This is a genomic window from Haemophilus sp. CCUG 60358, from assembly GCF_001679485.1.
Taxonomy (GTDB): Bacteria; Pseudomonadota; Gammaproteobacteria; order Enterobacterales; family Pasteurellaceae; genus Haemophilus_D.
Genome location: NZ_LZOZ01000019.1, coordinates 93,444 through 116,004 on the forward strand (window position 1 = coordinate 93,444; position 22,561 = coordinate 116,004).

Genomic DNA, 22,561 nt, shown 5'->3' on the forward strand with positions numbered 1-22,561 from the left:
TAAAAATAACCGCACTTTAAAGCTGGTGATAAACCTTTAAGGCATAGGCATCTGACATGCCTGCGATATAGTCACAAATAATACGTTTTTTGCCCTGTTCTGGTGCATTTCTCCAACGATTAGCCGTATTCGTTGGCAATAAACGTTCGGGGTCAGACTCAAAAATCTGGAACATTTCGGTGAGAATGCGTTGTCCTTTATATTCGATACGCTGCGTTTCGACATGGCGAATCACGTATTTCCACACAAACTTTTTGAACACATTTAATGCCGCAATCACATCTTGTGGTAATTCCGTGTTATAACGTAACAAAGGCTCATCAAAATTGCCGGTGACTTTCCAGCGCACATGGGTGATAAAGAAATTCACTAATGCACCAATGGCATTTTTACGCTCAAAATGATGATTGGAGAACAATCGTTGGCTGACTTGTTCTATATTTTTTGTCAACCAATCTGAAGGAATTGTTTTAAGTTCAGCCAATGCTTCTTGCCACTGATGTTGATTTACTACACCAGTCACAATCGCATCTTCTAAATCATGCACGCCATACGCAATATCATCCGCCAATTCCATAATGCTGCAATCTAAAGATTTAAATTGTGTTTTTAAAAACTCAGCAGGATTTGACCGCACTTTTTGAAATGAACCAAACAAAGTGAGGTCATTTTCAGAAAGGTTTTGCAACAACCAAGTAAACATTGTGACGTCATCACGGAATAACCCTTTTCCAGGCTTCCAGTCGCTAATTTTGACATAACGCGGATCAGCGTTTTCAGTATGCGGCAACTGGGCATATTGAGGGGAAGATAAGTCTAACATATTCGGATATTTCACCACACCTAAAATGGCACGACGCGTTAAATTCATCCCAGCCGTTTCAGTATAAGGCTCGAGTTTAGTAATAATACGAAATGTCTGCGCATTGCCTTCAAAGCCGCCATGATTGCGCATCATATAATTAAGCGCTACTTCCCCACCATGACCAAACGGCGGATGACCAATATCATGCGCAAAGCACAAACTTTCAATTAAATCATTGCTTGGTAATAAAGGCTTGAGTTGTTTCTGTAATTCACTTTTTTCGATATGAAGCTGGTCTGAAATAGCAACATAACTTTCCGCAAATTTTAATTGGGAAACAAGGCTGCTACCGATTTGTGCCACTTCTAGAGAATGAGTTAGGCGCGTGCGATAAAAATCATTTTCGCCCACAGCATGAATCTGTGTTTTGGCTTGTAAACAACGGAAAGCGGCGGAATGTAAAATCCGCCCGCGATCACGACGAAATGGAGGTCGGTGATCTTTTTCGCGAGGCGGATCAGGAAGGAAACGTTCAGTCCAAAAATCAGCTAATTGGGTTCTCATAAAAATAGATGGATAACTTTGAATACTAAGGGGGCTAAAATTGAGCTCATAATACCGCAAAGTACCAAAGAAATCGAACTATAACTACCGGCTTTCGGATCGGCTTCCATACAGCTTACCGTGCCTAATGCGTGAGAAACGGCTCCAACAGATAAACCCACGGCTTCTTGTTGTTTAATACCAATCTTTTTCAAGATGAGATAACCAAAAACCGAACCTTGCAAACCTGCAACAATCACACCTACGGCTGTAACAGCTGGAATACCGCCTAAATGAGAAGACACTTCCATCGCAATTGGCGTGGTAATTGATTTTGGTAATACGGTCGCCACCATTTCAGGACTCGCACCTAAAATAATCGCAAAAATGGCACCGGTAAACATAGAAAACAAAGAAGCTAATGTCACCACAGAAAGAATAATTTTCCACTGTTTCGCAATTTGACGAAGCTGCTCATACAATGGCAATGCAAGTGCCACGATACTTAAACCGAGTAAATTATTAATTGGTGCGTTACCCGTCATGTAATCATCATAAGAGATATCACCAATTTCTAAAACCAACACCAGAATTGATACCGTCAGTACAAATGTATTGAAAATCATGGATTTCCAACGTTTACTAATTTGTAACGCGAGCCAAAATCCGAAAATTGTTAAACCAGTATAAAGATAAATTGCATATTGCATAATGAAACCTTAATCTGCTTGAATATTACGTTTTTCTAATACTTTTTGACGTTTATGGGCAAAGGATTGCTTGTAAAACAAATAATTACCAAGAAATGCGATAATAAAGAGTGTCAGGAATGTACTTAGAATATTTGGAATGAGTAAAATTTTCCATTGAGCAACAAGTAAATCATAATATTTTATAATCCCCACACTCACTGGTACAAAAAGTACCGCCATGTAGCGAATCAACAGGCTAGAACCAAAATAAATCCATTCCAAGCGAATAATACGAGTGGTTAATCCAATAAAAAGTATTAATAATCCCCAAATGCTGCCTGGAATCCCCACGGGGATATAGTGAGAAATCAAATTGCCGAGTAGTAACATAATGTATAAAATGATGAGCGAACGAGCGAGTTGAACGCCTTTTTGGAGTAACATATTTCCTCTATCAACTTTTTTAATAATAATTAAAATTTATTTTACGCTTTTTTTGTTAAAATTACCCATTCATTTTAGCTAAATTTTGCGATGCAGATCAAAGAAATTCCAAATGATTAAAAAATTCTTCTTATTTTTAACCGCACTTTGGACGCAATTTTCAATTTCAGCTGAACGCCAAGTGTCTTGTTGGGTGGTGGGAGTCAGTGATGGCGACACCTTAACTTGCCTCTTACCCACTAAAAAACAATTCAAAGTGCGATTACAAGAAATTGATGCTCCAGAAAAAGGCCAACCATTTGGAAAGAAAGCCAAACAATATCTTTCACAGCTTGTTTTCAAACAAAATGTGACGTTGTCAGTTTCCGGTTATGATCGCTACCAACGTATTTTAGCAACGGTTTATCTACAAGAACAAAACATCAACTTAGAAATGGTGAAAAACGGCATGGCTTGGGTTTATCCGCAATATGCTAAAAATCCAATCTACTTCCAGGCACAAGATTTTGCCCAACAACAAAAAATCGGCTTATGGCGAGATCCCAACCCTGTTGCCCCTTATGAATGGCGTAAACAGAAAAAAACACTCAAACACGGAGATAACCATGGCTTTTGATTATCAATCATTTAAAAATGAATTCCCTTATTTTACATCGCCAAATGCCGTGGTCTATTTGGATAATGCAGCGACGGCATTAAAACCTCAAGCACTCATTGATGCAACGACTACTTTTTATCAATCGGCAGGTTCTGTGCATCGTAGTCAGTATGAAGCGGCGCAAACAGCACAATACGAAAATGCTCGTCACTTAGTTAAAACCTTAATTAATGCGGAAGATGAAAAAGCGGTAATTTGGACTTCTGGAACAACTCATAGCATTAATTTGGTTGCTAACGGTTTACTCCCCTCATTGCATGCAGATGACGAGATTTTAATTAGCCAAGCGGACCATCATGCTAATTTTGTTACTTGGCACGAAACAGCGAAAAAATGCGGCGCGAAAATTAAAGTGCTGCCCATTTTGGATAATTGGCTAATTGATGAAAATGCCTTAATTAAAGCCTTAAATGAGAAAACCAAATTAGTGGCACTCAATTTTGTTTCCAACGTAACGGGAACGGAACAACATATCCAACATTTAATTCGACTAATCCGCCAACATAGCAATGCGCTCATTTTAGTAGATGCCGCTCAGGCTGTTAGTCATATACAGATTGATTTACAGGCATTAGATGCGGATTTTATTGCCTTTTCTGCACACAAAATCTATGGACCAAACGGCATTGGCGTATTAAGCGGAAAATTAAGCTCGCTTTCCCTATTACAACCGCTTTTTTACGGTGGAAAAATGATTGAGCGCGTCTCCCATGAATGCATTACTTTTGCCGATTTGCCTTATCGATTAGAAGCCGGCACACCAAATATTGCGGGCGTAATTGGCTTTGGTGCGGTGTTAGATTGGCTCAAAAAATCGGATTTTCAAGCAGCCGAGGCGCATGCCGTTAAGCTTGCCGAACAAAGTAAAGTGCGGTTAAAAAACTATCCGAATTGTCGTTTATTTAATTCACCGCAACCAAGTTCTGTTGTATGTTTTGTTTTTGATGGGATTGCAGCTTCAGATCTTGCTACCCTATTAAGCGAACAAAAAATTGCGTTGCGTGTTGGCGAACATTGCGCCCAACCTTACTTAGCCCGCCTTGGCGAACGCACTACATTACGACTTTCTTTTGCACCTTATAACAGCCCGCAAGATGTGGATGCTTTTTTTGCGGCATTAGATAAATCCTTAGAGTTATTAGCATGCTAGAAAACATTAAACAGGCAAAAAATTGGGAAGAACGTTACCGTTTCATTATTCAAGCCGGTAAACATATTCCTCAACCTTCTCCAGATGAATTGGCTCAAATGCAATCGATTCAAGGCTGCGAAGCAGGACTTTGGTTTAAGACCATTCAACAAAATGACGGCACGTTTCAATTTCAAGCTTACAGCGAAGCGCGCATTATGAATGGTTTGTTATGGTTGTTACTGCAAAATATCAATGGACAAACCAATAATCAACTACAACAATTTAATATCCGTCAATTTTTTGATGAACTTGGCATTGCCTCTCGCTTAAGTGAAACCCGCTTAAACGGTTTAAAACAAATTGAAGAAATCTTGCACAATCTGTAATTATGTATCTGATCGAACCCTTTTTTAAATTGACCGCCTTAGAAAACGACATTGGCCAACAAAGCCGTTTGCTCAATGCAGTCATCGACCAATGGCGTTATAACGGACAAATTATCGGCCGTGAAATCCCGCTTTATTTAACGGAAGAAGATGGCGAACAAGGTTTTGCGATGCGCGTTATTTGCCCTGAGCAAGATAGCCTTTTACCCGAAAACAATAATCAATCTGTGAATCAGGCGATGGAAAATGCTGAAAAGAGCGGTCTAAATTTTCAAGGTTTTCAAATTATTGCCGATGATTTAAATGCGGACAGCACCGTAGAATGTAGCCAACCAGCATGGCAAATGCTCTACACCACACATTTGCAATCCTGCTCGCCATTGCATAGCGGAGGAGATTTTTCTCCAATTCCGCTCTATAAACAATTAAAAAATCAACCGCACTTAAGCCAAGATTTGATTAAATGGCAGGAAAATTGGCAAGCTTGCGATCAGCTGCAAATGAATGGTTCGGTTTTAGAAAAAGAAGCGCTAAATGAAATCGCCGAGGTTAATAGCACGCTTACTAAACATGGACGCTACCTTGCTGCTGAAATTGAAAAAGAAAGCGGCATACCGACCTATTATTATTTATACCGTGTCGGAGGCCATTCTTTAGAATCTGAACAACAACGCAGTTGCCCGCAATGTGGTGGTAATTGGGCATTAGAAACGCCACTATTTGATGTAATTTACTTTAAATGCGACCAATGTCGATTAGTCTCGAATGTGTCGTGGAATTTTTTATAACGCTTTCGTCATTTAGGAAAACAAATGAACTATCAAGATAAAAGTCTTCAATCTTTAAAACTCGGCCAAGCAACAGAATATGCGGCAAATTATGACCGCACTTTGTTACAACCCGTGCCTCGCAAACTCAATCGTGATGGCTTAGGCATTACCGAACAACAGCCTTTTACCCAAGGCGCTGATATTTGGACGGCCTATGAAATTTCTTGGTTAAATCCAAAAGGTTTGCCACAAGTGGCTATTGCAGATGTGGAAATTGATTATCGCAGTGAAAATTTAATTGAATCAAAAAGCTTTAAACTCTATTTAAACAGCTTTAACCAAAGTCAATTTGCTGATTTTGCTAGCGTAGAACGCACGATGCGTGAAGACCTAAGCGCTTGTGCTCAAGGTGAGGTCAAAGTTCGTTTACATCCATTACCCCACTATCAAGGGCAAAGTATTGATACTTTAACTGGAGATTGCATTGATGATCAGGATATTGAAATCCACAGCTACGAATTTGATGCAGACATTTTGCAAAATTGCACGTCCGATAATGTGGTGGAGGAAACCTTAGTCAGCCATTTATTGAAATCTAACTGTCTTATCACCAGTCAGCCGGATTGGGGAACCGTACAAATTCATTATGTGGGCAAACAAATCGATCGCGAAAAACTTCTCCGCTACATTGTGTCTTTCCGTCAACATAATGAGTTTCACGAGCAGTGTATTGAGCGTATTTTCTGTGATTTGATGCATTATGCCAAACCAGAAAAACTCACCGTCTATGCGCGCTATACGCGCCGTGGTGGATTGGATATTAATCCATTCCGTTCTAACTTTGAGGAAATTCCGCAAAATTTACGCTTGGCAAGACAATAAATCACAAAACAAAAGTGCGGTGAAAATCAACCGCACTTTTATTTTATACATGTCGTAAATCATGAGCTTGTTGCAATAACTGACGACTTTCCTGCAAGAATTGATCGGAATACTCCCCAAACCATTCTCTCACCTGATGGAAAGCATCAATAAACCCTTGGCGATCGCCTTTTTCAAAAAATTGTAACGCTTCTTCATACGTTTGCTTCAAGCTTTCAATCACATCTAAATTTTCTGGCTTATCCATAATAATATCGGCATAAAGTGCCGCATCTTGGGCAAATAGACGACCTATCATGGCTAATTCCAAACGATAAATCGGGGAAGATAATGCCAATAAATTGCTTAAATTGACAGGCTGTTTAGAAAGATGCAGACCATTCGCAAAAGTAGAAAAGTGACGTAATGCTTGAATGTACGTCATATTGTGATCATGCTCTGCAGCATCAATTTGATAAATTTTGGTACCCCAGATTTGAATTTGCTCCAGTAGCCATTCATAACGCTCACTAAAGCGCCCATCACAACGCACGACAACTTGTTTTGCCATGCTCGCAATATCAGGACCAAACATGGGATGCAGCCCAACCACTGCCCCTTTATGCACATCTAACATTTTAGCCAAGGGCGCACGTTTCACAGAGGTGAGATCCGCCAGTAGCATATTTTCTGTTAAATAGGGTTTTAAACGTTCTATTGTTTCTAACGTGTGATCAATCGGTACTGAGACAATAACAACATCCGCATTCGTTAAAATACGTTCTGCCACATCCCAATCATTTCGGTCTAAAATAGAAATAGGATAACCAGAAGCACGCAAATAGCGGGCAAATAACTGCCCCATTTTTCCGTAACCGCCGACAATAACAATTTTGTTAATGGCTGGATTCAAGGTTTTAAAACCAAATTGATTTTCATTGGAATACGATTCACGCATGAAACGACGTAGCACATCTTCAATGAGTTGTGGAGAGATTCCTGCTTTAGCCGCTTCTTCTCGGCGAGCTTGTAACATGGCTAATTCACGATCTGGTGCATAAATCGGCAAACCTTTTTCGTGCTTAACTTCTCCTACCTGGCTTACCAGTTCGAGACGTTTAGCGAAAAGTTGAATCAGTTCACGATCGAGTGCATCAATTTCCTGACGTAAATGGTTAAGAGCATCCATAATTCACCTGTAATATCTTATTTACATAGTTGCAATTAAAAGATTACAGGTGAGATTACTGGAATTAAAACAGAAAGGCAAATGATTAGAGAGATTGCGTAATCAAGCGTTGTGGACGAATCACATTGTTATCATCTACAAGAGCTACGCCTAAAAAGATATTCTCGTCAGAAAACAACCGCACTTGACCATGTAATTTTGCTTCATTAGCAAATTTGACACGTTGTCCAAAGCCAATACCTTTACTTTGCTCGGCATTTAGCTGTAATGCGGGTAATTTACTGACTGCTGTATCTGTCGGTAAAAGATGTTGATCAAGTTGTGCAAGATCACCTTGCTCTGCAAGCGCCTGTAATGCATCCCATGTCATCATCTTTTCTGTTGGATAATCCGCAACCGCAGTTCGACGTAACACTGTCACATGAGCGCCACAACCTAACACTTCACCTAAATCATCCACTAATGTACGGATATAGGTTCCTTTCGAACAATGCACTTCTAAGGTTAGAAAAGGTGCTTGATACTTGATAAAGTTTAGCTCAAAAATCGTGATAGGACGTGCTTCACGTTCTACGGTAATGCCTGCGCGAGCATACTCATACAACGGTTTCCCATTGTGCTTTAATGCAGAAAACATAGTTGGCACTTGTAAAATATCACCACGGAATTGTTCAAGTGCGGTCAAAATTTTTGATGTTTCTACATTGATAGGTCGCGTCTCGACCACTTGTCCTTCTGCATCTGAGGTATCCGTACGTTCACCTAATTTTGCTGTGACCACATAGCGTTTATCTGCATCTAACAAAAACTGTGAAAACTTTGTAGCCTCGCCTAAACAAATAGGCAGCATACCAGTTGCTAATGGATCAAGCGCACCGGTATGCCCTGCTTTATTCGCTTGGAATACGCGTTTCACTTTTTGCATAATGTCATTCGATGACATGCCTTGTGGCTTATCTAATAAAAATACACCATCAATATCACGCCCACGCTTGCGAGGTCTCGACATTAGTCATTTTCCTCAACGTGTTTTTTTTCGTCTTCACGTACTACGTTTGTTACTAAATTAGACATACGCATCCCTTCAACTAAGGATTGATCGTAGAAGAAACGAATTTCTGGCACAATGCGTAAACGCATTGCTTTACCCACTAATGAACGAATATAAGGTGCTGCTTTTTCTAACCCTTTCATGCCTTGTGCAATCGCCACCTCATCATGATCAAACAAAAATGTGACAAACACTTTTGCATAAGCTAAATCACTTGATACTTCCACATCTGACACGGTTACCATGCCAATACGGGGATCTTTTACTTCCCGTTGTAAAATGATGGCGATTTCTTTTTGTAATTCTTGTGCAACACGATCGCTGCGTTTAAATTCTCTTGCCATAATATTTCTCTTATTAAAAAGCGGTCAAAAATACGTTGAATTTTGACCGCTCTTTTATCGATTAGATTGAACGCTTAATTTCAACGACTTCAAACACCTCGATTTGGTCGCCAACTTTTACGTCATTGTAGTTTTTAACGCCGATACCACATTCCATACCATTACGGACTTCAGAGACGTCATCTTTAAAGCGACGGAGAGATTCCAATTCACCTTCAAAGATTACCACATTATCACGTAATACACGAATTGGATTGTTACGTTTTACTACACCTTCGGTCACCATACAACCTGCGATTGCACCAAATTTCGGATGTTTGAACACATCACGCACTTCAGCCAAACCAATAATTTCTTGTTTGAATTCAGGTTGTAACATACCGCTCATCGCAGCTTTCACATCATTTAAGAGCTCATAAATGATAGAATAATAACGAAGGTCAATATTTTCTGCTTCGATAATACGGCGAGCAGAAGCGTCCGCACGTACGTTAAAGCCGACCATAATCGCATTAGAAGCCGCAGCTAAGGTTGCATCAGTTTCAGAAATACCACCTACACCAGAGCCCACTACTTTTACTTTCACTTCATCAGTAGAAAGATCTTGTAACGATTGAATAATCGCTTCCACAGAACCCTGTACGTCTGCTTTCACAATGATATTCAGTTCAGCTACATCACCTTCTGTCATATTGCTAAACATATTTTCAAGTTTCGCTTTTTGCTGACGAGCAAGTTTCACTTCACGGAACTTACCTTGACGGTGTAATGCTACTTCACGAGCTTTTTTCTCATCACGCACTACGGTTGCTTCATCACCAGCTGCAGGTACGCCAGAAAGACCTAGCACCTCAACAGGAATAGATGGACCTGCTTCATCGATTTCTTTACCGTTTTCATCGCGCATTGCACGAACACGGCCGTATTCAAAGCCACAAAGTACGATATCACCTTTACGTAAGGTACCTGATTGAACAAGAATCGTCGCAACCGGACCACGACCTTTATCAAGGTAAGACTCAATCACCACACCACTTGCCATACCATCTTTCACCGCGGTTAATTCAAGTACTTCTGATTGAAGTAAGATGGCATCTAATAAGTCATCAACACCGGTACCTTTCTTCGCAGAAACTGGCACGAATTGTACATCGCCACCGAATTTCTCAGAGATCACTTCGTGTTGAAGTAATTCTTGTTCTACGCGATCTGGGTTGGCTTCTGGTTTATCAATTTTGTTCACCGCAACCACTAAAGGCGCACCTGCTGCTTTTGCGTGTTGAATCGCTTCAATGGTTTGAGGCATCACACCATCATCTGCTGCAACAACAAGAACGACGATATCCGTTGCTTTCGCACCACGTGCACGCATTGAGGTAAATGCGGCGTGTCCCGGCGTATCTAAGAAGGTGATCATTTTGCCGTCATCCATTTCTACATGGTACGCACCGATGTGCTGAGTAATACCACCCGCCTCACCTGCTGCGACTTTCGCTTTACGAATGTAGTCAAGTAATGAGGTTTTACCATGGTCAACGTGCCCCATAATCGTTACAACCGGTGCACGAGTCACTTTTTCTGCATTAACATCACGATCGCCTAATACTTCTTCTTCGAGTTCATTTTCATTGCGAAGAATCACTTTGTGACCTAATTCTTCAGCCACTAATTGTGCCGTCTCTTGGTCAAGTACTTGGTTAATGGTTACCATTTCGCCCATTTTCATCATTGCTTTGATGATTTCAGTCGCTTTGGTTGCCATTTTATTTGCTAATTCTGCAACAGTAATGGTTTCGCCAATAACAACATCTTGTTTTACAACTTGAACAGGTTTTGTGAAGGCTTGTTGTAATGCAGCACCTTTTTTACCATTTTTACCTTTACCGAATTTACCGTCTTTTTGATTTTTACGATTCGATTCGCGCTCATTTTTATTGCCGCTCTTCACGTCATCCCGTTCTTTTTTCGCTTTAGCGACTTTATTTTTGCCACGACCACGATTTTCGTTACGACGTTCTTCTTCGTCTTCTGCTTCTAAAGCATAACGAGAGCTTAAATTATAATCCGTGTAATCTTCTGATGAACTATCATTACTTGAAGAGTCAGACTCAGCATAACGTTTAGCTTCTTCAGCTGCTTTACGCGCTTGCTCTTCTGCTTTTTGGCGAGCAAGTTCTTCCGCTTTACGACGAAGTTCAGCTTCTTCTGCTTTACGTTTTTCTTTTTCTGGATCAACAGATTTAGGTTTATTTTCAACCGCACTTTGTGCTGGTTTCGCTGCTTTTTCCGCTTGAGCTTTTTCTGCTTTCGCCTTTTCAGCTGCTGCTTTTTCTGCGGCTAAACGGGCTTTTTCTTCAGCCGCTTTCTTTGCAGCCGATTCAGCTTCTTGCTGTGCCTTTAATTTTGCTGCTTCTTCCGCTTTTTTAGCGGCATCTGTTGGCACTGTGCGTTTTTTACGAACTTCAACTTGTACCGCTTTTGCTTTGCCACCAGCAGTTGTGCTGCTTACGGTTGTTTTTGTTCTGCGTTGAATACTTAGTTTTTTCGGTGCATTTGCATCCGTATTTTTTACATCTTCAGTCATTATTAAACTCCTTACTCTTCGCTAAACCAGCAAATATTACGAGCAGCCATAATGAAATCAGCGGCCTGCTCTGCGGTTAATTCTTCAATATCAGCTAAATCATCTACACCTTGCTCCGCAAGTTCTTCAAGTGTAGTAATTTGTTTTTCAGCTAATTTAAAAGCAATATGACGGTTCATGCCTTCAAGATTTAATAAACGATCTTCGATATTCGCTTTTTTCAAGGCTTCTTCTTCTGCTGCAGCGGCTGCAGTAATCGCATCTTTTGCACGGCCTTGTAACTCTTCGATAAGATCTTCATCTTCTAAACCATCAATTGCAGTCAGTTCGCTCACAGGAACATAAGCCACTTCTTCTAATGAAGTAAAACCTTCATCCACTAAGATTTGAGCAAACTCTTCATCAAGACCTAATTTATCCATAAATAAATTTAATACTTTGGTATCTTCTGCTTGATGTTTTTCATTTAATTGTTCGGTAGTCATTACGTTTAATGTCCAACCGGTTAATTGTGTCGCTAAACGTACGTTTTGACCGTTACGACCAATTGCTTGTGCTAGGTTATCAGCATTAACTGCGATATCCATTGAGTGGTTATCTTCATCCACAATGATTGACGTCACATCAGCTGGTGCCATTGCATTGATCACATATTGTGCCGGATTGTCATCCCAAAGTACGATATCCACACGTTCACCACCTAACTCATTGGTAATCGCTTGAACGCGTGCACCACGCATACCCACACATGCACCAACTGGGTCGATACGTTTATCATTTGATTTCACCGCAATTTTTGCACGAGAACCAGGATCACGTGCTGCACCTCGAATTTCAAGCATTTCTTCGCCGATTTCTGGTACTTCAATACGGAATAACTCGATTAACATTTCAGGTTTTGCACGAGTCACAAATAATTGTGCGGTTTTGCTTTCTGGATTCACTTTATAAAGCACACCACGTACACGATCGCCTGGACGGAAATTTTCACGTGGAAGCATATCTTCACGCATAATCACGGCTTCAGCTTTATTGCCTAAATCTAAAATAATGCTTTCACGATTTACTTTTTTCACTGTACCAGTAACAATCTTACCTTCTTCAGAACGGAATTGCTCAACCACTTTTGCACGCTCTGCTTCACGGATTTTAGTGCTGATTACTTGGCGAGCGGTTTGCATTGCAATACGGTCAAATGCGATAGACTCAATTTGGTCTTCAACATAATCACCAAGTTGAATATTAGGATCTTCAAATTGTGCCGCTTCTAATGTCATTTCTTTTGTTGGCACTTTAACTTCATCCACAACCAACCAGCGACGGAATGTATCAAACTCCCCTGTTTTGGTGTTGATAGACACACGAATATCGGTTTCATAGTCATATTTTTTCTTCGTTGAAAGCGCAATTGCACTCTCTAACGCTTCAAAAATCTTTTCACGTGGTAATAACTTCTCGTTAGATACTGCTTCAGCAGCTAACAAAATCTCTTTACTCATTTTCCTTTTTCTCCTTTAAAATTTTGCGATTACATTGGCTTTTTGAATGTTGCCAAAAATAAGAACTTGTTCCTGACCATCAACAATAAGTGTCAACATGTCATTTTCAATTTTTTCCAATTTACCTTGCCATTTACGACGATCTAAAACGGGAATACGTAAATGTACGGCGATATCCTCGCCTACATAACGTTGGAATTGTTCAAGCGTAAATAATGGACGGTCGAGACCTGGTGATGACACTTCGAGGTTATATTTATCCGTAATAGGATCTTCCACATCTAAAATCGCGCTCACTTGACGACTTACATCAGCACAATCATCAACGCCTACGCCACCTTCTTTATCAATGAATAAACGCACGGTCATAAAACGACCTGCACGTTGGCATTCAATCCCCCAAAGTTCGCAGCCTAAGTCTTCTACTGCACCTTGAAGTATCTCTTGCAATTTTTGTTCTAATGTTGCCAATTTTTGCTCCTAATCTTAAAATTCAGACATAAAAAAAGGGCTAGGTTCGTCAATGAACCTAAGCCCAGTTTCTAAATTTCTCGTACAAAAAAACCCCAAATTTGGGGTTCTTTTTACTGAACTTGTTATTGGTTGCGGGGGCCGGATTTGAACCGACGGCCTTCGGGTTATGAGCCCGACGAGCTACCAAGCTGCTCCACCCCGCGTCCGAAATATGGGGTGTATTATAGTGATCTAAATCAAAAGATCAAGCGATTTCTACTAATTTTCTTGAAAACGTAAGATTTTTGACCGCACTTTGCTTTATCTAAAGTGATAATTAGAATCCAAAGCCAGTACCAAGGCCTACACCAACGCCTACACCATTACTGCCGCCACCAGCACCTACGCCAACAGAACAAGCACTCACCAAAGCACTTAATACGGCCACTAAAAATAATTTTTTCATAGATTTTCCTTTGTTAAATGTTCAAATAACCGATAAACGGCCAATAAGTCCGTTCGTGCAATCGGTTTGAACGGAAGTAAAAGATAATAAAGCCAACGAAATCTTCTCACATATGACAACATATCAACCCAATAAGTTGTCGGACAGTGAGATTTATAATAATCAAATAATTCATTAAGCTTTTCATCATCTAAGCCTTTCACACGACATAAACTGTCTAAAAATGCTAGCATATCACGTGTAATCAACCAATGTTCATTATGGCTTTTTGAATGAGATTCAAAGTCCATAAAACTAATTTTACCATCTTTCCATGCGATATCTCGTATAGCTGGACGACCGTGAATAATGCCTTGTTGATGAAGATTAATCAATATTTCTATCGCTGAATGCAAAATATGTGATTTTTCTGCCCAAGACAATGTTTCATCATTCAGCCAGATGTTTAATGTTGGCCCTGCATCTTCCAATACTAAATAATCATCACCGAAACCGCATAATTTAGGTACTGGTGCACCAATATTATTTAAATGCTGTAGTATTTCACACTCTTCTTTAAAATGTTGTTTTGGATATGGTTTTAATAATAACCATATCCCTTTTAATTGTTCAGGCTGTTTTAACCAATAATGTTTTCCTAAATATTCAAAGCGGAAAACGCGTTCTCCACGATGTTCTTCAAGAAGCTTTTGCACATGGTCTTTAAGTGACAAAGTCATAATCTCTACTTAAATTTTTATTGTGTATTGAAAAGATAAGCGATACATTCTACAAAATTTTTATTCTTTTTCAATCAAGGAGAAAAATATGCATTTTTTGAAAAAAGTGCTTACCATACTGACCTTAGGTTTCTGTACGCTATCTGTACAAGCCTCTCCCTTCAGTATCAGCGAGCAACAAATTAACCAATATTTAAGTGAAAAAGGCACGATTAATGACAAACTCGGTATTCCAGGATTATTTTCTGTGGATTACGCACTGAAAGATTTAGTAACTCAAATCGGGCAAACTGAAAGTAATCGTGTTGAAATGAGTGGTTTGGCTGATACGCTTATTCGTTTATCCGGTAAAACCTATCCGGCTAAATTGCATTTAACCTTTGATGCCGTTCCTGAATATAACCCACAGGAAGGTGCGCTCTATTTAAAAAATCTGCGAATTTTACGCTGGTCTGGTGAACCTAATAGTGTGATGGAGCAACTCCAAGATGTTATGCCACTATTAAGTGACGGTGTGGCTGCACTATTAAGTCGGATGCCAGTTTATACCTTGGATGAAAGTGATATGAAACAAATGCTGATTAAGAAATTTGCCAAAGAAATTAAAGTTGAGAAAGGTCGATTAGAATTAATTGGTGGAATGTTTTAACAATAAGGGCGTATTAAACGCCCTTTTTTATAACTCAATGATAGCTCGTAAACCTTGAATTTGCCCGTTAGATTCAATGTTTTCTAATCGGAAACGATAGTGATGCAATTCCGCTATTCTTGCCACAATAGACAATCCAAGCCCACTTCCCTTTTCATTTTGTCCTGCAGGACGATAAAAACGCTGCCCTAATTTTGCTAATTCTTCTGGCGCAACACCACCGCCATTATCTTCAATAAGAATTTTACGAGGCTGTAAAATCACACGAACCTGAGTGCCTTGCGGACAATATTTTATGGCATTATCCAATAAGTTTCGTAGCATTTGTGCAAGTAATAATGGCTGCCCTTGCTTAACGGCAGGATCTCCCTGATGCTCAAACTGCAATTCGATTTGGCGTTGTTGTGCACTAAAATACAACTCACCGATAAGTGAAGTTATAATTTCTGACCAATAAATCGGTTCCTGATGATTTAATTCTTTAAGATTATCTAATCGAGAAAGTGTAAGAAGCTGCTCAATTAATTGGGTTGCTCGATCGATACCTTGGGTTAAATGCGCTAAGGCCATTTCACGAGTTTGTGCATCATCGCCAGCTAACTGTGCGACTTCTGTTTGAATACGCAATGCCGCTAATGGACTACGTAATTCATGTGCTGCATCAGAAACAAAGCGGCGCTCCCGTTCTAACTGCTCACTGGTACGTGTGAAAAATTGATTTAAGTTTTGGACTAACGGTAGAATATCTGTTGGCACATCATCAGTTTCTAATAACGACACATCACCTGGTCGGCGAGCTTGTACGTTTCGACTCAATCGATTAATTGGCTTTAATGCACGATAAATCACAATAAACGCAACCAATAATAGTATTGGTAATCCTGCAAACCAAATCCCTGTTTGGCTGAAGACCATTTTATTGACCAACTCTTCGCGGTATTCCAATTCTTGTCCCACCGCAATGACAAGTTCACCTTTACCGACAGGTTGCCAATAAATCAGCCATTCATCGTCGTCATCTAAAATATATTCTTTGCTAAAACCCGTCTTATTTTGAAAAATAAATTTGTCGCCATTATCACCATCGGTTAATAGTCTTTTGCCTTTGTTAGAAAATATAGCAAAGGCTAGAGCGTCATTATCGTAATGACGTTTCTGCGGTTTAAATCCACCACGTGGAAAGTTAGCATTTTCATCTAATAAGACATTTTTCAAATCAGACGTCGCTAAACGCTCAGCAAAAAGCACTTGTTGTGCATTAAACACATCTTTAGCTTCTTTTTTGACGACCGTCCATGCTACAGCTGTGGCAATGCACCACACACAAAGTGCGGTCAAACTTAAACCGATTAAGAGACGAAAACTCAGTCGTTTATTTTTCATTAACTTGTCCTAAAGCATAGCCTACGCCATGTACAGTACGAATAAATTGTTTACCCAGTTTTTGACGTAAATTATAAATATGCACGTCCAATGCACCACTACTTAATTCTTCATCCCAATTTGACAGTTTTTCTTCGATGGTTGCACGAGAAAGTACTCTCTCTTTATTCAGCATAAAAAGTTCGAGTAATTTATATTCACGCCCGGTTAATGTAATTTCATCTTCATTCAACCAAGCCTTACGTTGAGCAGGATCGAGTTTGACATTGCCATGCTCAATCTGCGGTTTAACTTGCCCATAACGACGACGAATTAGTGCTTGTAATCGCACCACCACTTCAGCTAAGGCAAAGGGTTTACAAAGATAATCATCTGCACCTTGTTGAATGCCTTTAATGCGCTCATCCAATGTATCACGTGCAGTTAAAATCAATACAGGTACATCTTGATTATTTGAACGCCATTGTTTTAATACATCCAAACCATCCAGTTTAGGCAGGGTTAAATCCAATACCACCGCATCATAAGGCGCGCCGATTAAGGCATTTAATCCACTTTGACCATCGGTAAACCAATCTACAATAAAGCCTGATTTCGTTAAACCAATTTGCAGACCATTGCCGATGAGAGCATCGTCTTCTACTAATAAAACTCGCATAATATTGACCGAACTTTTCTCTTTCTCAAAACGAAAAAATGGCGGGCTTTTGCCCACCACTTCAAATTATATGAATTATTGCGCTTTTTCAACGCTAATTACTTCAAGCTCTGGTTTTTCAAAAGGTTCATTATCCAATTTACCGTAAACGCGGATTTTATCCTGAGGTCCCACATTTAAACCATTCCAAACGCGCTTTTTAATTTCTAATTTGATTTGGTCTGTGCCATCAGTGAAAACGTATTCATCACCGTCAATTTGTTGAGTGATGTTACCTACTAAGGTAATCATAGAATTATCTTTCGCAGATAATGCTTGTTTAACAGTCAATTGTTGACCTTGATCACCACCTTGGAAGCCACCTTGTGCAGTGTTGCCATTAAAACCAGCAAATGCTGCTGAAGTAGATAAAGCTAAAAGGGTTGCTAAAGCAAATTTTTTCATCATGTTCTCCTAAATAGAATTAAGCATAAATTAATCATGTTTCAAAGCGAAGGATTATCCTCATTGCCGCCTTGTTGATGCTTATTAAACACAACAAATCTTAATGAAATCTTAAGCAACCTTAAGATTTTTAAAATTACCAACAAAATCGTTCATTAACTAAGTTATCTTGGCGTTCTTTTTCCCATTTCGCTTTATTTTCAGGATTAGCAAAATAGCGGTCTTGCTCAACTAAACGTGCATCAAGTTTTGCTTCTGCTTCTTTTAACGCTTGTTTTCTATCTGGATGCTTGCTTGGTAATTGAGGTAAAAACACCGCCTGATACGGATGATTTTTAGCCCAGTCAATCGCATCTTGCGCCGCTTTGTGTTGCTTGTTCAAATCACAGAACGCATATGGATTAACATGCTGTCCCACTAATTGCCCAAATGCTGTGTTATTCGATACTGTTAATTTATCTAAATCCAACACATATAACGCGGTGATTAAACGGTTTTGTCCACGATAAAACCATTTTACTGCTTCATCACGTAAGCCAAAATCATAAGCACGAGCAGAAAGCGCAAACATTGTCATCGGAGAAACAAAATCCACTTTTTTCTCAATAATATTGACCGCACTTTCAAAATCTTTTTGTGTATTTTTCAGTAATAACGCATCAATATCTTTGTTCACATTAATCTGTTCAAGTCGCCCATCTCTGGCATCGTAATAAGGCTTTACATACATATCAATATGCTTAACCGGCTCTTTTGAAATGGTGCTACAAGCTGTTAATAAAAGTGCGGTTGAAATCCAAGTTAATTTTATAAAGGTTCGCATGATCTTCCCTTATGATGAATATTAGCTCGCTATATTACAACAAAAGAGCCGTGAGTTTTACTTCTCTTTCTTCTATAATGAGTAAAATTTTGTTTTATTTTATTTCATGAAAATCCATCTTATTCAGCGCCAAATCACCTTAGATTTTGATAACCAAACTTCCCTGCTTAACTTTTTAGAACAACATCAAATTCACCATGAATATCAATGTCGTTCAGGTTATTGTGGTTCTTGCCGCGTGAAGATCAAAAAAGGCAAGGTTTCCTACGCTGAAGCGCCCCTTGCCTTTATTCAACCCGATGAGATTCTACTGTGTTGTTGTCGGGTGGAAAGTGATTTGGAAATAGAACTATAAGATGTAAATTTTATATAGCTAAAAATTTTACTAATTGTAATAGTATAAGTTCAAAAGCTCTCATGCGCTTGTTTCTTATTTTGTTTTCTCACCTACAAGAAAATATCCACAAAAGTAGATAATAAATAAAGCTCCCCATATTCTAAAAGAAAGAATCAAGTAATCTTTATTGGTAAATAATTCAAATTAATCTATTTCACCAGTAGAAAAGAACCTGTCTATAAAGACTATTAATTGCAATCCAAGTAGCATGAAAAATGAGTTTCTAAATGCAACCATTATATATTTCATTATTTTCCTTTCTTTCGTTTCTTCTTTTTAGTTCTAGTTTTTTTGACATCATCTTTTTTATCTTCCCCATAAATGAGAGGTGAGTAATAAGAAATTAGAAGAGCCGAAAAAAACAAAAAAGCCCCCCACACCACAAAATAATGAAAAAATTTTTCTGTACTAAATTCAATTTTCCCACTAAGTAAAAGAGTCAAATAAATCATGATAGTGGACAAAATAGAAGCAATAGCTATTCTAATAATTTTATTTATTGTCATTATTTATCTCTATTTTAATTTATCTGATGTACTAAGCTTAGGGGGAAGGGATACTTCCATACACAAATAAAAACATAACGATCTACACAAAATGAATAGATCGTTATTTGATCGGCGAATTTTAAAATTAAGTCTACTCTATAAATTATTCAAATCCAACACGTCTGTCATATCAAACAATCCGTGAGATTGTTTTTCTAACCATTTACCTGCACGCACTGCGCCATTGGTAAAAGTCATACGGCTTGATGCTTTATGAGCAATTTCAACGCGCTCACCGATATCTGCAAACCATACACTATGTTCACCCACTACATCAGAGGCACGAATGGTAGAGAAACCAATTTCATCACGTTTGCGTTCGCCTGTAATGCCTTCACGACAAAATACGCCATGCGTTTTCAAATCACGACCAAGGGTTTTCGCAATATGTTCGCCCATAGAAAGTGCGGTACCCGATGGTGCATCCACTTTGTGGCGGTGGTGTGCTTCAATGATTTCGATATCGCAATAATCGCCCATCACTTTGGCGGCTTTTTCTAATAGTTTAAACACCAAATTCACCCCTACGCTGAAGTTGGATGCAAATACAATGGCAATTTTTTCTGATGCAGCTTGAATTGCGGCTTTGCCAGCATCATCAAAACCTGTGGTACCAATTACCATCTTTTTATTATTAGCAACACAAAATGCGATATGCTCAAGCGTGCCTTCTGGACGGGTGAAATCGATAAGCAAATCAAAATTGTCTTTTTCTGCATTTAAATCATCTGATACTTTGACACCTAATGCACCAATGCCTGCAAGCTCGCCGGCATCTGCACCAACTAAAGAGGAACCTTTACGCTCAAAAGCAGCACCTAATTCTGCCCCTTCTGCATTATGTACGGCTTGAATTAATTGACGCCCCATTCTTCCGCCAGCACCGGCGATCGCAATTTTTAATGTCATGTTTTGTCCTTTTTTAATCAAATTAAAGCGTGTTGAACGCCACTATAAATTAAATAGATTCCGAAGAAAATAAAAATCAGCCCAGCGGCATTATCAATATAGCGACTATATTGGCTATAAAACTGTTTTGCAACAGAACGCGAGAAAAGCACCGAAATGATGTAGAAATATAAAAAGGTTTCTACGGTAATCACGGTTAGCGCGGTCAAAATCTGTGATGTTTCGGTAATATTCACTAAAATCAATGACATCACACTGCTGAAGTAAATCACAACTTTAGCATTAGATAAATTGACCAATAAGCCTTTCATAATGCTCGTTAAAGTCGATTGATTTGATGTATTTGCATTCTGCTTTTCATCAAAGACTGCATTGGTTCTTACTTTTGCCATTTTAATGCCGAGATAAACTAAATACGATCCACCAAGCATCATCACTATGCCTTGAATAATTGGCATGGTGGCAAAAATAATAGCGAGTCCTAAAACAGCAGCCGTTGCCCAGATTAATACACCAATGGTAATCCCAATCACGCCACCAATGGCTTCGTGGCGAGAGCGCATGGCAGAAATTCGGCTGACATAGAAAAAATCTGGACCTGGCGAAAGTAAACCAACAAGATGAATAATCATCAAATTTAGCATGGTAAGCCTACAATGCGTAATATCACGATCACGATAACAGCATAGATTGCCGCTAAAACGTCATCCACCATAATCCCAAAACCACTTTCCAGTTTTTGGTCAAAATAACGAATAGGATAAGGTTTTAAAATATCGAAGAAACGGAACAGCACAAAGGCAATCGCGATCCAAGGTAAAGATAAAGTTGGAATTGCAGCTAGCACAATAAATACCCCAACAAATTCATCCCAAACAATAGATCCGTGATCATGAACGCCCATATCATCTGCGGTTTTTTGACATAGATAACAGCCAAGCGCAAAGCAAAGCGCGGTCAAAATTAAGAAGATTTTTAGTCCAAGGCAAGCTAATAATGCCGAACCTAAAATCGTTCCAGCTAAACTTCCCCATGTACCCGGTGCTGGACGAATTAATCCGGAACCAAAACCTAATGCAAGTAAATGCACTGGATTTTTTAAGCTGACTCTATCAAGTGGTGAACTATTCATTATTTATCCTTAAAATGATCGAAACCAGACGGCGCTTGATAATTGATTACTTGCCCATCTTTTAAAAAAGTAATCTGATTGCTATTTTGCGGAACAATTTTTCCGATACAGGTACAAGGTACATTCAACGATTGAGATAACTTCTCAATCTCAGATTTTTTATTTGCTGGAACCGTAAAGCAAAGCTCATAATCTTCCCCGCCACTTAATGCAAACGCTTCTGCTTTTTCTAAGCGATATGTTTTTTTGAATGATGTGGATAAAGGCAAGGAAGATAACTCAATCTCCGCAGAACATTGGCTTCTCGTTAAAATATGTCCTAAATCAGCGACAAGACCATCTGAAATATCAATGCATGAATGTGCTACATCCACTAAGGCTTGACCTAATTCAACGCGTGGCGTCGGGTGAAAATGGCGTTTTACTAAAAATTTAGTATCAAAATCGACCGCACTTTTACCCTGTAAGATCCAATTTAAACCCGCCGCGCTATCACCTAACGTGCCCGATACATAAATTAAATCTCCAACCTTCGCGTTATGTCGGAATAAAGCCTTTCCTTTTGGTACGAAACCTTGTGCCGTAATGGTTACAGAAAGTGGGCCTTTCGTTGTATCGCCACCAATTAACGTCACATCAAATTGATTTAATGTATCAAACAGACTTTGACTAAATTGACTTAGCCAGTTTTCATCAACTTCAGGTAATGTCAGTGCAAGCGAAATCCAAGCAGGTTTCGCTCCCATGGCAGCTAAATCACTTAGATTTGTCGCGATAGCTTTATAGGCTAAATCTTGGGGAGAAATAGAAGATAAAAAATGCGTTCCTTCGACCATTGTATCGGTGGTAATGGCAAGCTGATAGCCTTCTGGAATATGAGTGATCGCACAATCATCCCCAATACTAAAATCAACAAAGTGTTGATTGCCTTTTTGTATTGAGAAATATCGTCCTATAAGATCAAATTCACCCGTACTCATTTTATCTGCGCACCAAAAAACAAAGGGCAGACATTTGTCTAC

At 39.2% G+C, this 22,561-nt stretch carries 27 protein-coding genes and 1 tRNA gene; 7 read left to right on the forward strand and 21 right to left on the reverse strand.

What is annotated here, in order from left to right; translation table 11 throughout:
* Positions 1-16: 16 nt before the first annotated feature.
* Genes A9500_RS09510 through A9500_RS09520 form a run of 3 tightly spaced genes read right to left on the reverse strand, consistent with a single transcriptional unit; the run spans position 17 to position 2,484 of the window.
* On the reverse strand, positions 17-1,369 hold the full coding sequence (locus A9500_RS09510) for an anti-phage deoxyguanosine triphosphatase (RefSeq protein ID WP_065244748.1): 1,353 nt from the start codon (positions 1,367-1,369) through the stop codon (positions 17-19).
* Positions 1,366-2,058, reverse strand: a complete 693-nt coding sequence (locus A9500_RS09515) for a CidB/LrgB family autolysis modulator (RefSeq protein ID WP_065244749.1) — start codon at positions 2,056-2,058, stop codon at positions 1,366-1,368. Before A9500_RS09515 ends, A9500_RS09510 begins: the two co-directional genes overlap by 4 nt.
* 9 nt (positions 2,059-2,067) lie before the next feature.
* A complete protein-coding gene (locus A9500_RS09520; protein WP_065244750.1) occupies positions 2,068-2,484 on the reverse strand; it encodes a CidA/LrgA family protein in 417 nt (138 codons plus the stop codon).
* A 112-nt stretch (positions 2,485-2,596) separates the two neighbouring features.
* Here A9500_RS09520 and A9500_RS09525 point away from each other — a divergent pair, with 112 nt between their 5' ends.
* From A9500_RS09525 to queF, 5 genes are read left to right on the forward strand one after another with little or no spacing between them, the layout of a single operon-like run.
* Positions 2,597-3,100, forward strand: coding sequence for a thermonuclease family protein (locus A9500_RS09525; protein WP_065244751.1), 504 nt, complete (start codon positions 2,597-2,599; stop codon positions 3,098-3,100).
* Positions 3,090-4,292, forward strand: a complete 1,203-nt coding sequence (locus tag A9500_RS09530; RefSeq protein WP_065244752.1) for a cysteine desulfurase — start codon at positions 3,090-3,092, stop codon at positions 4,290-4,292. Before A9500_RS09525 ends, A9500_RS09530 begins: the two co-directional genes overlap by 11 nt.
* A complete protein-coding gene (locus A9500_RS09535) occupies positions 4,286-4,660 on the forward strand; it encodes a SufE family protein (protein WP_065244753.1) in 375 nt (124 codons plus the stop codon). The genes A9500_RS09530 and A9500_RS09535 overlap by 7 nt, the downstream gene beginning before the upstream one ends.
* 2 nt (positions 4,661-4,662) lie before the next feature.
* Positions 4,663-5,448, forward strand: a complete 786-nt coding sequence (locus A9500_RS09540) for a Zn-ribbon-containing protein (protein ID WP_065244754.1) — start codon at positions 4,663-4,665, stop codon at positions 5,446-5,448.
* Positions 5,449-5,472: 24 nt separating this feature from the next.
* Positions 5,473-6,312 carry an NADPH-dependent 7-cyano-7-deazaguanine reductase QueF gene (gene queF / locus A9500_RS09545; protein WP_065244755.1) on the forward strand — a complete coding sequence of 280 codons (840 nt, stop codon included), beginning with the start codon at positions 5,473-5,475 and terminating at the stop codon, positions 6,310-6,312.
* A 43-nt stretch (positions 6,313-6,355) separates the two neighbouring features.
* On the opposite strand, the gene tyrA is transcribed toward queF, so the two are convergent.
* The 9 genes from tyrA to A9500_RS09590 all read right to left on the reverse strand — a co-directional run bounded on the left by tyrA (position 6,356) and on the right by A9500_RS09590 (position 14,596).
* On the reverse strand, positions 6,356-7,480 hold the full coding sequence (gene tyrA, locus A9500_RS09550) for a bifunctional chorismate mutase/prephenate dehydrogenase (protein ID WP_065244756.1): 1,125 nt from the start codon (positions 7,478-7,480) through the stop codon (positions 6,356-6,358).
* A gap of 85 nt (positions 7,481-7,565) precedes the next feature.
* Positions 7,566-8,489 carry a tRNA pseudouridine(55) synthase TruB gene (gene truB, locus A9500_RS09555; protein WP_065244757.1) on the reverse strand — a complete coding sequence of 308 codons (924 nt, stop codon included), beginning with the start codon at positions 8,487-8,489 and terminating at the stop codon, positions 7,566-7,568.
* Entirely contained in the window at positions 8,489-8,875 is a 387-nt protein-coding gene (rbfA, locus tag A9500_RS09560; protein ID WP_005696020.1) for a 30S ribosome-binding factor RbfA, read from the reverse strand. Before rbfA ends, truB begins: the two co-directional genes overlap by 1 nt.
* 61 nt (positions 8,876-8,936) lie before the next feature.
* Complete coding sequence (gene infB, locus A9500_RS09565; protein WP_065244758.1) at positions 8,937-11,459, reverse strand: translation initiation factor IF-2; 2,523 nt, start codon at positions 11,457-11,459, stop codon at positions 8,937-8,939.
* An 11-nt stretch (positions 11,460-11,470) separates the two neighbouring features.
* A complete protein-coding gene (gene nusA, locus A9500_RS09570) occupies positions 11,471-12,958 on the reverse strand; it encodes a transcription termination factor NusA (protein WP_065244759.1) in 1,488 nt (495 codons plus the stop codon).
* Between the two features lie 15 nt (positions 12,959-12,973).
* Positions 12,974-13,429, reverse strand: coding sequence for a ribosome maturation factor RimP (gene rimP / locus A9500_RS09575; RefSeq protein ID WP_065244760.1), 456 nt, complete (start codon positions 13,427-13,429; stop codon positions 12,974-12,976).
* Positions 13,430-13,558: 129 nt separating this feature from the next.
* A tRNA-Met gene (locus A9500_RS09580) sits at positions 13,559-13,635 on the reverse strand.
* Between the two features lie 113 nt (positions 13,636-13,748).
* Positions 13,749-13,877: a hypothetical protein gene (locus A9500_RS10950; protein WP_005696016.1), complete on the reverse strand. Its 129-nt coding sequence runs from the start codon at positions 13,875-13,877 to the stop codon at positions 13,749-13,751.
* Positions 13,874-14,596: an RIO1 family regulatory kinase/ATPase gene (locus A9500_RS09590; RefSeq protein ID WP_065244761.1), complete on the reverse strand. Its 723-nt coding sequence runs from the start codon at positions 14,594-14,596 to the stop codon at positions 13,874-13,876. Before A9500_RS09590 ends, A9500_RS10950 begins: the two co-directional genes overlap by 4 nt.
* An 88-nt stretch (positions 14,597-14,684) precedes the next feature.
* Here A9500_RS09590 and A9500_RS09595 point away from each other — a divergent pair, with 88 nt between their 5' ends.
* Positions 14,685-15,245, forward strand: coding sequence for a DUF1439 domain-containing protein (locus A9500_RS09595; protein ID WP_065244762.1), 561 nt, complete (start codon positions 14,685-14,687; stop codon positions 15,243-15,245).
* A gap of 27 nt (positions 15,246-15,272) precedes the next feature.
* Here A9500_RS09595 and qseC read toward each other — a convergent pair whose 3' ends face one another.
* The 4 genes from qseC to A9500_RS09615 form a co-directional block, all read right to left on the reverse strand.
* A complete protein-coding gene (qseC, locus tag A9500_RS09600; RefSeq protein WP_065244763.1) occupies positions 15,273-16,628 on the reverse strand; it encodes a quorum sensing histidine kinase QseC in 1,356 nt (451 codons plus the stop codon).
* Positions 16,618-17,286: a response regulator gene (locus A9500_RS09605; protein ID WP_054419433.1), complete on the reverse strand. Its 669-nt coding sequence runs from the start codon at positions 17,284-17,286 to the stop codon at positions 16,618-16,620. Before A9500_RS09605 ends, qseC begins: the two co-directional genes overlap by 11 nt.
* A 75-nt stretch (positions 17,287-17,361) precedes the next feature.
* Positions 17,362-17,730 carry a YgiW/YdeI family stress tolerance OB fold protein gene (locus A9500_RS09610; RefSeq protein ID WP_054419432.1) on the reverse strand — a complete coding sequence of 123 codons (369 nt, stop codon included), beginning with the start codon at positions 17,728-17,730 and terminating at the stop codon, positions 17,362-17,364.
* Between the two features lie 136 nt (positions 17,731-17,866).
* Positions 17,867-18,553 carry a hypothetical protein gene (locus tag A9500_RS09615; protein WP_065244764.1) on the reverse strand — a complete coding sequence of 229 codons (687 nt, stop codon included), beginning with the start codon at positions 18,551-18,553 and terminating at the stop codon, positions 17,867-17,869.
* 106 nt (positions 18,554-18,659) lie between these two features.
* On the opposite strand from A9500_RS09615, the gene yfaE reads away from it, so the two are divergent.
* Positions 18,660-18,908, forward strand: a complete 249-nt coding sequence (yfaE, locus tag A9500_RS09620) for a class I ribonucleotide reductase maintenance protein YfaE (protein WP_049365833.1) — start codon at positions 18,660-18,662, stop codon at positions 18,906-18,908.
* A gap of 290 nt (positions 18,909-19,198) precedes the next feature.
* Here yfaE and A9500_RS09625 read toward each other — a convergent pair whose 3' ends face one another.
* From A9500_RS09625 to thiL, 5 genes are all read right to left on the reverse strand, one after another.
* Entirely contained in the window at positions 19,199-19,456 is a 258-nt protein-coding gene (locus A9500_RS09625) for a hypothetical protein (RefSeq protein ID WP_065244765.1), read from the reverse strand.
* A gap of 138 nt (positions 19,457-19,594) precedes the next feature.
* Positions 19,595-20,407: a 4-hydroxy-tetrahydrodipicolinate reductase gene (gene dapB / locus A9500_RS09630; protein WP_065244766.1), complete on the reverse strand. Its 813-nt coding sequence runs from the start codon at positions 20,405-20,407 to the stop codon at positions 19,595-19,597.
* Between the two features lie 17 nt (positions 20,408-20,424).
* Positions 20,425-21,051, reverse strand: a complete 627-nt coding sequence (locus tag A9500_RS09635; protein WP_065244767.1) for a LysE family transporter — start codon at positions 21,049-21,051, stop codon at positions 20,425-20,427.
* Positions 21,045-21,539: a phosphatidylglycerophosphatase A gene (locus tag A9500_RS09640; RefSeq protein WP_065244768.1), complete on the reverse strand. Its 495-nt coding sequence runs from the start codon at positions 21,537-21,539 to the stop codon at positions 21,045-21,047. Before A9500_RS09640 ends, A9500_RS09635 begins: the two co-directional genes overlap by 7 nt.
* On the reverse strand, positions 21,539-22,519 hold the full coding sequence (gene thiL, locus A9500_RS09645) for a thiamine-phosphate kinase (RefSeq protein ID WP_065244769.1): 981 nt from the start codon (positions 22,517-22,519) through the stop codon (positions 21,539-21,541). Before thiL ends, A9500_RS09640 begins: the two co-directional genes overlap by 1 nt.
* Positions 22,520-22,561 lie beyond the last annotated feature (42 nt).